Origin of the sequence: Vibrio sp. V03_P4A6T147 (assembly GCF_002241085.1) — a bacterium.
GTDB classification, from domain to species: Bacteria; Pseudomonadota; Gammaproteobacteria; order Enterobacterales; family Vibrionaceae; genus Vibrio; species Vibrio anguillarum.
The window spans coordinates 1-7,323 of sequence record NZ_NDIO01000096.1 but is presented as its reverse complement, the minus strand read 5'-3'; the positions used below and the strand labels follow the sequence as shown (position 1 = coordinate 7,323).

Below are 7,323 nucleotides of genomic sequence, written 5' to 3'. Positions count from 1 at the left end.
AATAAGGTGTATTTTAAATACAAGAACCCGATAAACTTTAGGAGCCATGATGATTTATGCCATCCCTTGTGATCAAAACTCGCTTTTTAATCACTTTGCCAAAGCGCCTCAATTGATGATTGTGGACGATACCACCGCCACTAGCCAACGTATTGACGTTACTAAAACCGAGGGCAGTTGTGGCCACAAAAAACAGCTACTTGCACTGCTAAGAGAGAATAGAGTGGACGCTGTTATCGTCCGCAATATCGGACAAAATATGTTAGCAGCAATTTTAGAAAAGAAGATTGAGGTATATTACGCACCAAGAGGCAGCCAATTAACATCACTTCATCCAAACCATCTTCTGCCCGTCACCGACGTCTCTTTTGGCAAGCCTTCAGCCAATAAATCGAAGAAACGTTGTGCTAGTCAATGTGGATCGAAGAAAGTGGGTAAACATAACAAACTGGCACCCAGAATGCTGTCACCAACTACCATAGAAGCGTTGAAGAAAGTGCTGAAAGTAAAAGCGATTGTCGAGGGAAAATAATGACTTATGTTATAACCTTTGCATTTTTTATTGGCATTATTGTCTTGATGGCGATCGGTGTTTTGTTTCGCCGCCGCTCGCTGCAAGGCAGTTGTGGTGGATTAGCAAATATCGATATTGAAAGAGAATGTAACTGCGTAGACGTTTGTGATGAGCATCAGAAGGTGTTGTATCAAATTCAAGAACCTGATCACGAGCGTTAGCGCTCAACCAACATCAACGCATGACCTTCCACCAAGCAAGTCGCGACTTTCGCTCTTGCTTGGTTAACGATATTACCAAAGGTTTGTCGCGATATGCCCATCTGCGTGGCCGCTTGCAATTGGCTAAGCCCCTCTTGATCAGCCAAACGCAGCGCTTCAAGTTCTTCTGGCAGTAAATCTACTGTGTTCAATTCAGATAATTTGACACCGTTGGGTTTGAAGCATGCATACGCCGCTTGACCACAAACACGACGAATTTTTTTGGGTCTTGCCATTTTCTTCTCCTAATCATTTAAAAACAGTTTGGTGAACTTATGAACATTCAGCCTCCCCTACAACATTGCCACTGCGCGGTGTGTTGTGCCCCGTTCTTTTCTGAAACGCACACACTGCAATTTAACCAAACAGAAACAGGGAGCGTATGCGCACAGATTGTAGCAACAGAAAAGATGCAAGGCTATCAAGGGGTCATGCAGGGTGGACTTATCAGCACCTTACATGATGCGGCCATGACACATTGTCTGTTTGCACAGTGCATTTATGCGATGACAGCAGAGCTAAACGTACGTTATCTGCACCCTATTCCACTGAATGTACCGTTGCAAGTCGAAGCACATCTTATCAAACAAAAACGTCACATTTACTATCTGTGCAGCACCATTTTTTATGATGGGCTTCCCTATTCTACGGCCAGTGCAAAGTTTATGTGCAAAGCCGAGTAGCCTGAGTGCTACAGTCATTAGGATGCTGGCTTAGCGTAAACTTCGGTTGAGTCACGCTTTCATCCTCCTTATACTCACTCATCATTTCTTTATTATCTTTCGTTATGAAAATTATCGCAGTAACCGCTTGTCCAACAGGCATCGCGCACACCTATATGGCCGCAGACGCACTCAAAAAAGAAGCGAATAAGCGTAATATCTCAATCAAAGTCGAAACCCAAGGCGCAATGGGTGTCGAGAACCCACTGACAGTGGCAGATATTGTCAACGCGGATCTGATCCTCATCGCTTCAGATATCGACATTGAACAGCGTGAACGTTTTGTTGGTTGCAAAACGGTTCAGGTGTCCATTGAAGAAGTGTTGACGAACGTGCAATCTGTTTTAGATCGTCATTTGTAACCGCCGATGATCACAACGCGCATCACTTTTGTTTTAAAAGCAGGCGGTCTAGTCAGCTGGCAATTAAATGAATTGAAAGATCTCAACCGCCATTTTCGCTCGGTGGTGGTGCTGTTTAACATCACGCGCGACAACAAGGCAATGCTCAACCATACACTGCAAGTGTTAAGCCTTGGTTCAAACCCGGGAGATGTATGCCAAATTGCCATTGAAGGGCTCGACGCCGAGTTGGCCTGTATGGTGATGACAGAGTATTTACGCGAGCACACACTGCTTATTTCAACATCGCACAAACAAAATGCTAAAGCGGAATTGGCGTTTGCCACCCACCTAGCTTTTCAACTGCCTTTTTCGCTACAGTGGCATTACGCCACATTAGGCTCAGTGGTTAGCAAATCAGAGGCACTCGACACGATTGCTAAGCAGATCATTCCCACGCATTGTCATGATATTTTGTATGCGCTGGAAAAAAGAGAAGCAATCTCCCCGACCATTATTGGCCGTGGAATAGCGCTACCCCATATCATTCACGCACGAGTTGCCCAGCCAACACTGGCGGTTCACTGGTTAGCAAACCCGCTATCATGGTCAGAAAAATCCGGCGATGTGTCGCTGATCATCACCTTATTACTACCGACATCAGCGCCGCGAACCGTAATTAAACCGGTCACGCAGTTAACTCGTTGGTTACTGGAAGAGGAACATCGTCAATGGCTACTTACGGCAAAAAGAGAAGAAACCCTTAAAGCCATTTTGCTGCACGTGATGGCTAAGCCGTGCGACCCAATACAAAATGAATAGCTTTATTGCGACAGAGTTCGATATTCAGATGGAGTCATACCCGCTTTGCTTTTAAATACGCGGAAAAAATAATTCACATCTTGAAATCCACAGCGCGTGGCCACTTCGGCTAAACGAAAGGTGTATTTCTTCAACATAAATTTTGCCCGTTCAATTCTTACCCAAGTGATGTAATCAGCAAGAGTCATGTGTCCTTGTTGGCGAAACATGCGCGATAAATGGTTGGCAGAGATATTAAACCGCTGTGCGATGCTGTCACGGCAAATATTGCGATGAAAATTTTCTTGGATATAGATGCAGATGCCTTGATATAAATCTTCACTGCGCTTTTTAGGAGAAGCGGTCGGTTGATCAAGCATTGTGGCGCTGTAACTCAACAGAGCCAACAACAAATGTTCGTCCATTGGGCTTTTCTGAGGCTCACGTGCTAATGCATTTAGCCCTTCGAGCATGTGATCAATCGCGTGCCCAGTACGCGTTGGGATACTGTGTTTCTGAACATCATAAAAACCACTCTCGCCTTTGTGTTTGCTGACCAAACTAAACCCCATTTGACGACGGCCAAATAGCAAACTCAAGACCGAACAGCTCTCTTGCCAATCGGGTTTATTCCAGCAGTTCGGGGGTATATAAAGCGCATCACCAGATAAGATGTTGACCTTACTGATACCGTGTTCAATCTCTTCGATTTCGTTGCTATACACGCCGCTTAAAACCAATTCTAGACGAGGGAAATTGACTTGGTAACTGAACGCTGGCGGCGTTATTTTGTCCCCAGCAAACCATATTCGATTAAAACTTTCTCGCTCCGAGAGCAGCACTTCAATCACATTTTTAAATACTGGGATCACAAAACTCACCCTATACCCATCAATAAACGAGGCAACTATAATCCAATACCTCATGAATCACCAATCATTACGCATTCGATAACTCCGATCGAAAAAGCAAAATAATCAATTTATCTAATTGAATTAAAATAAAAAATTAATCATAAATTCAAATTATCAACCTAAAACCAAAATAAGAGCCTGATCACGTTTGCAGCCACAGGTTACAATAATCCAGTAAATGCCAGTTTCGTACACTACCACTGTTCACCCGAGGCGCTCACAATATCTCCAACAAAAAGCGCGGTGCGCAATAACAATATCCCCAAACCGTTTGAAGTTTCAGCCAACATGGCTCAGCTCTAAGTGCGAAGGGGATAAAAACCATATAGGGGACGAAACATGATCACTCAACTCATTAATGAGAACTTGATCCGGCTTGATTTGAAAGCAACATCAAAAGATGGCGTTTTCTCAGAGCTGGTCGATGTACTGTTAGAACAAGGACGCATCAGCGATAAATCGCAGTTTTTAGCCGATATCTATGCTCGTGAAGAGCTTGGAAACACCGGATTTGAAGATGGCGTCGCGCTGCCTCATGCCAAAAGTTCCGCCGTTATCTCGCCTGCGGTTGTGATAGGCATCAGCAAAAGCGGTATCGAATATGGCGCGGAAGATGGCTTGCCTTCTAAATTATTTTTCATGATAGCCTCGCCTGATGGTGGTTCAAATCATCATATTGAAGTGCTGGCAGAGCTCTCTTCCAAGCTGATTGAAGAAGGGTTCATCCAACGTTTCTTAGACGCAAAAACAGAGCAAGCAGCGCTAGATTTGTTGCTACAAAAAACCGAAAAAGCAACCGATGTTGAAGCCAATAAAGGCTTTTTGATTGGCGTAACGGGCTGCCCAGCCGGTGTTGCACACACTTATCTTGCCGCTGAAGCGCTGGAAAAAGGGGCCGCCGCGATGGGTTATCAAATTAAAGTCGAAACCAACGGTTCGATTGGGGTGAAAAACAGCCCAACAGATGAAGAGATAGCCAAAGCTGATGCGATCATCGTGGCTTGTGACAAGCAAGTTGACATGGTGCGCTTTGCGGGTAAAAAACTGATTGAAACTGGCGTTAAAGCGCCGATTCGTGATGCAAAAGGGTTGATTGAAAAAGCCCTCAGCGCACCAAAATATCAAGCCGATGCCAGTACCAAGACTTTAGATGGGAAAGGTAAAGCGGCGCAAGCTCGCTCCGATTTATACCGCTATTTGATGAATGGTGTATCGCATATGATCCCATTCGTTGTTACTGGCGGTTTGTTGATTGCTTTAGCACTCGCTATTGGCGGCGAGCCAACCGAAGCTGGTATGGCCATTCCTGACGGCAGCATGTGGAACCAAGTGCTGAACGTCGGTGTGGTTGCTTTTACGTTGATGATCCCCATTCTTGCAGGTTACATCGCGTATGCGATCGCCGATCGCCCCGCTCTGACTCCTGGCTTAATTGGTGGTTGGATCGCTAACAACGGGTCATTCTACGGCGCAGATGCAGGTACAGGTTTTATCGGTGCCATTATTGCTGGCCTTTTAGTCGGTTATTTCATCAAATGGTTAACAAGCATCCATTTTCACAAGTTTATTCAACCACTTGTGCCAATCATGATTGCACCCATCGCAGGCTCACTCTTTATCTCTGGGCTCTTTATTTTTGTTATCGGCGCGCCGATTGCAAGCCTGATGGATGGCTTAACCGCACTACTTACGAGCATGAGCTCAGGTAACGTGATACTGCTCGGTATTGTGCTCGGCGGCATGGCTGGCTTTGATATGGGTGGCCCATTTAACAAAGTGGCATTCCTCTTCTCTGTTGGTATGATTGCCAGCGGTCAAACTCAATTTATGGGTGCAATGGCGTGTGCCATTCCAGTCGCGCCACTCGGTATGGCTTTAGCAACCGTTTTGGGCCGTAAACTGAACTTGTTTGAAGCCTCTGAAATTGAAGCAGGGAAAGCTTCCGGTGCAATGGGCTTGGTTGGTATCTCTGAAGGGGCGATTCCATTTGCCGCGCAAGATCCGATGTCAGTCATTCCAGCAAACATCTTAGGGTCGATGGTTGCAGCGGTTATGGCGTTCACTTTTGGCATTACAAACAGTGTTGCCCACGGCGGTCCTGTAGTAGCATTGCTCGGTGCCATGAATAAGCCTTTGCTAGCTTTGCTTTGCATGGCAACCGGTGCTGTAGTGACAGGTGTTGTTTGTATCACTCTGAAAAAAATGCGCCAAGCGAAATTACAACAAGCAACGGCTTAATGATCAAGCACTCTCCCCCGAGAGTGCTTGATGTTCATCAACGCTGAGCTTCTGATTTTATGTTGTACTCCCGCTTTAACTCGGGAGTTTTTTATTTCGCTTACTCTATGTACTGCTGCTTTGTTTTTATTTTGATTTTTTGTGAGATGTACTATGACCAATAACAAACAACCTTTCTTTTTGATGGACAATGTCATCCAAAACTATGCGTGGGGAAGCACGACTTCGATTCAGCACTTGTTTGATATTGCTAACCCAAACAACGTTCCACAAGCAGAAATTTGGATGGGAGCACACCCAAATGGATGCTCACAAATTCATGTGAATGGAGAACCTGTTTCGTTGCTTGAGATGATCAACCAAGATAAAACAGCGTTTCTTTCTGCTGCTACTGCAACAACCTTTGGTGAGTTACCTTATCTTTTCAAAGTACTTGCCGCAGCGAACGCCCTTTCGATTCAAGTTCACCCAAGTAAGCAAGAAGCGGAAATTGGTTTTGAGAAAGAAAACCAAGCGGGGATCCCACTCAATGCCGGACATCGCAACTATAAAGATCCTAACCACAAGCCGGAATTGGTTTACGCCCTTACCCCTTATCAAGCGATGAATGGGTTTCGCCCAATCACAGAGATTGTTGAACAATTTCAAACGCTGAATATCAATGCGATTTCAACCCTGGTCGATGCTTTTGCACACAACCCAACATCACAAGGTTTAAAAACCTTTTTTAGTGCATTGCTATCATTAACTGGCGAGAAAAAAGAACATGCGGTGAATGCATTATTAGCGTATGCCCATCATCATTCAGATGATGATCTTTTTGAGCTCATTTTAGAGCTGGCACAACAGTACCCCGGTGATATCGGTCTATTTTCTCCATTAATGCTCAATGTACTCACTTTAGCTCCGGGTGAGGCCATGTTTTTAGACGCCAGAACGCCACACGCCTACTTGAAAGGTACCGGGCTTGAAATCATGGCCAACTCAGACAACGTGTTGCGCGCTGGCCTAACACCCAAACACATGGATATTGAAGAGCTCACATCATGCACGCTATTTGAAGAAAAACCCGCTTCAAGCCTGTTATTGAAACCTATCGAAGAAAATGGAGCATTATTGTTCCCTGTCCCAGTCCGCGATTTTAAGTTTGCGATTTACCTCAATGCCGCGCAAGTTAACGTGAAAATCAACAGTGCCGAAATTATCTTTGCCATTGATGCTGATGCGACCTTAACCCATGACAATGGTGAGTCTCTAACCGTGAAAAAAGGTCACTCAATCTTCATCCCCGCATACGCTGAACATTATCAACTGTCATCACTTGGACGTGTCGCACGCGCGTATAATTAACAGCCGATGTGATAAACAAAAAAGCCAGCATCTGTTCTGCTGGCTTTTTATTTGGGATTATTACGAAAATTTGCGCTAATCAATTTGTGGGCAGTTAGATATTCTGCGACTGCTTCCAAACCGCCAGTTCAACCCACATTTGTTCGAGTTGTTGCAACTCTTCTTCTGTGAGCAGTGCTAAGG

The 7,323-nt window shown here is 45.0% G+C and carries 9 protein-coding genes; 7 read left to right on the top strand and 2 right to left on the bottom strand.

All coding sequences use genetic code 11. The features are described from left to right. Nucleotides 1-46: 46 nt before the first annotated feature. Nucleotides 47-532: a NifB/NifX family molybdenum-iron cluster-binding protein gene (locus B9J84_RS03585; RefSeq protein ID WP_234427309.1), complete on the top strand. Its 486-nt coding sequence runs from the start codon at nucleotides 47-49 to the stop codon at nucleotides 530-532. Further along, complete coding sequence (gene nqrM / locus B9J84_RS03580) at nucleotides 532-735, top strand: (Na+)-NQR maturation NqrM (protein ID WP_013856966.1); 204 nt, start codon at nucleotides 532-534, stop codon at nucleotides 733-735. Before B9J84_RS03585 ends, nqrM begins: the two co-directional genes overlap by 1 nt. Here the strand turns inward: nqrM and B9J84_RS03575 are convergent. Continuing rightward, on the bottom strand, nucleotides 732-1,010 hold the full coding sequence (locus B9J84_RS03575) for a DUF134 domain-containing protein (RefSeq protein WP_094123550.1): 279 nt from the start codon (nucleotides 1,008-1,010) through the stop codon (nucleotides 732-734). The two genes, nqrM and B9J84_RS03575, sit on opposite strands and share 4 nt — an antisense overlap. Before the next feature lie 39 nt (nucleotides 1,011-1,049). Between B9J84_RS03575 and B9J84_RS03570 the strand changes: the two genes are divergently transcribed. The 3 genes from B9J84_RS03570 (at nucleotide 1,050) to B9J84_RS03560 (ending at nucleotide 2,659) form a co-directional block, all read left to right on the top strand. Next, nucleotides 1,050-1,457, top strand: a complete 408-nt coding sequence (locus B9J84_RS03570; protein WP_013856968.1) for a PaaI family thioesterase — start codon at nucleotides 1,050-1,052, stop codon at nucleotides 1,455-1,457. A gap of 104 nt (nucleotides 1,458-1,561) precedes the next feature. Next, nucleotides 1,562-1,858 (top strand): PTS fructose transporter subunit IIB, encoded by a 297-nt coding sequence (locus tag B9J84_RS03565; protein ID WP_013856969.1) that lies wholly within the window; start codon nucleotides 1,562-1,564, stop codon nucleotides 1,856-1,858. Between the two features lie 6 nt (nucleotides 1,859-1,864). After that, nucleotides 1,865-2,659 (top strand): PTS sugar transporter subunit IIA, encoded by a 795-nt coding sequence (locus B9J84_RS03560; RefSeq protein WP_094123549.1) that lies wholly within the window; start codon nucleotides 1,865-1,867, stop codon nucleotides 2,657-2,659. Between the two features lie 2 nt (nucleotides 2,660-2,661). Here B9J84_RS03560 and B9J84_RS03555 read toward each other — a convergent pair whose 3' ends face one another. Next, nucleotides 2,662-3,564 carry a helix-turn-helix transcriptional regulator gene (locus tag B9J84_RS03555; protein WP_179217510.1) on the bottom strand — a complete coding sequence of 301 codons (903 nt, stop codon included), beginning with the start codon at nucleotides 3,562-3,564 and terminating at the stop codon, nucleotides 2,662-2,664. A gap of 327 nt (nucleotides 3,565-3,891) precedes the next feature. Between B9J84_RS03555 and B9J84_RS03550 the strand changes: the two genes are divergently transcribed. Together B9J84_RS03550 and manA are read left to right on the top strand one after the other, a co-directional pair. After that, complete coding sequence (locus B9J84_RS03550) at nucleotides 3,892-5,790, top strand: fructose-specific PTS transporter subunit EIIC (protein ID WP_094123548.1); 1,899 nt, start codon at nucleotides 3,892-3,894, stop codon at nucleotides 5,788-5,790. Between the two features lie 153 nt (nucleotides 5,791-5,943). Beyond that, nucleotides 5,944-7,140, top strand: coding sequence for a mannose-6-phosphate isomerase, class I (gene manA / locus B9J84_RS03545; protein WP_179217509.1), 1,197 nt, complete (start codon nucleotides 5,944-5,946; stop codon nucleotides 7,138-7,140). Nucleotides 7,141-7,323 lie beyond the last annotated feature (183 nt).

What these genes read in the sequence shown, in the direction of transcription:
- B9J84_RS03585 (WP_234427309.1), top strand. Translation starts at nt 47, where the DNA reads ATGATGATTTATGCCATCCCTTGTGATCAAAACTCGCTTTTTAATCAC.
- nqrM (WP_013856966.1), top strand. Translation starts at nt 532, where the DNA reads ATGACTTATGTTATAACCTTTGCATTTTTTATTGGCATTATTGTCTTG.
- B9J84_RS03575 (WP_094123550.1), bottom strand. Translation starts at nt 1,010, where the DNA reads ATGGCAAGACCCAAAAAAATTCGTCGTGTTTGTGGTCAAGCGGCGTAT.
- B9J84_RS03570 (WP_013856968.1), top strand. Translation starts at nt 1,050, where the DNA reads ATGAACATTCAGCCTCCCCTACAACATTGCCACTGCGCGGTGTGTTGT.
- B9J84_RS03565 (WP_013856969.1), top strand. Translation starts at nt 1,562, where the DNA reads ATGAAAATTATCGCAGTAACCGCTTGTCCAACAGGCATCGCGCACACC.
- B9J84_RS03560 (WP_094123549.1), top strand. Translation starts at nt 1,865, where the DNA reads ATGATCACAACGCGCATCACTTTTGTTTTAAAAGCAGGCGGTCTAGTC.
- B9J84_RS03555 (WP_179217510.1), bottom strand. Translation starts at nt 3,564, where the DNA reads ATGAGGTATTGGATTATAGTTGCCTCGTTTATTGATGGGTATAGGGTG.
- B9J84_RS03550 (WP_094123548.1), top strand. Translation starts at nt 3,892, where the DNA reads ATGATCACTCAACTCATTAATGAGAACTTGATCCGGCTTGATTTGAAA.
- manA (WP_179217509.1), top strand. Translation starts at nt 5,944, where the DNA reads ATGACCAATAACAAACAACCTTTCTTTTTGATGGACAATGTCATCCAA.